This is a genomic window from Martinezella calliandrae (genome assembly GCF_030272695.1).
In the GTDB taxonomy this organism is placed as follows: Bacteria; Pseudomonadota; Alphaproteobacteria; order Rhizobiales; family Rhizobiaceae; genus Rhizobium; species Rhizobium calliandrae.
In genome coordinates, this window is the sequence record NZ_JARFYN010000268.1 from 1 (window position 1) to 217 (window position 217).

The following is a 217-nucleotide window of genomic DNA, read 5'->3' on the forward strand; positions in this document are numbered from 1 at the left end:
GGCCATCCATGCCCATATCCACTACCGCACCTTCCTCAACGGCAACCGCACCATCGTCTTCCCGGCAAGCCCCGGAAGCTATGCCTCGGAGAGGATGGGATAGGTGATGGCTGACATCATCGATGGCAAGCAGGTGGCTGCTTCGGTAATTGATGCGGTGAAGACGGCGACCGCAGCATTGGAAAAAGAGACGGGTGTGAAGACCGGCCTTGCCGTT

The 217-nt window shown here is 58.5% G+C and carries 2 pseudogenes; both read left to right on the plus strand.

Annotated elements, in window-relative coordinates:
- Positions 1-103 (plus strand): annotated as a pseudogene (gene purU, locus PY650_RS37060) (formyltetrahydrofolate deformylase); the annotation flags it as partial.
- Between the two features lie 3 nt (positions 104-106).
- Positions 107-217, plus strand: a pseudogene (locus PY650_RS37065) (bifunctional methylenetetrahydrofolate dehydrogenase/methenyltetrahydrofolate cyclohydrolase); the annotation flags it as partial.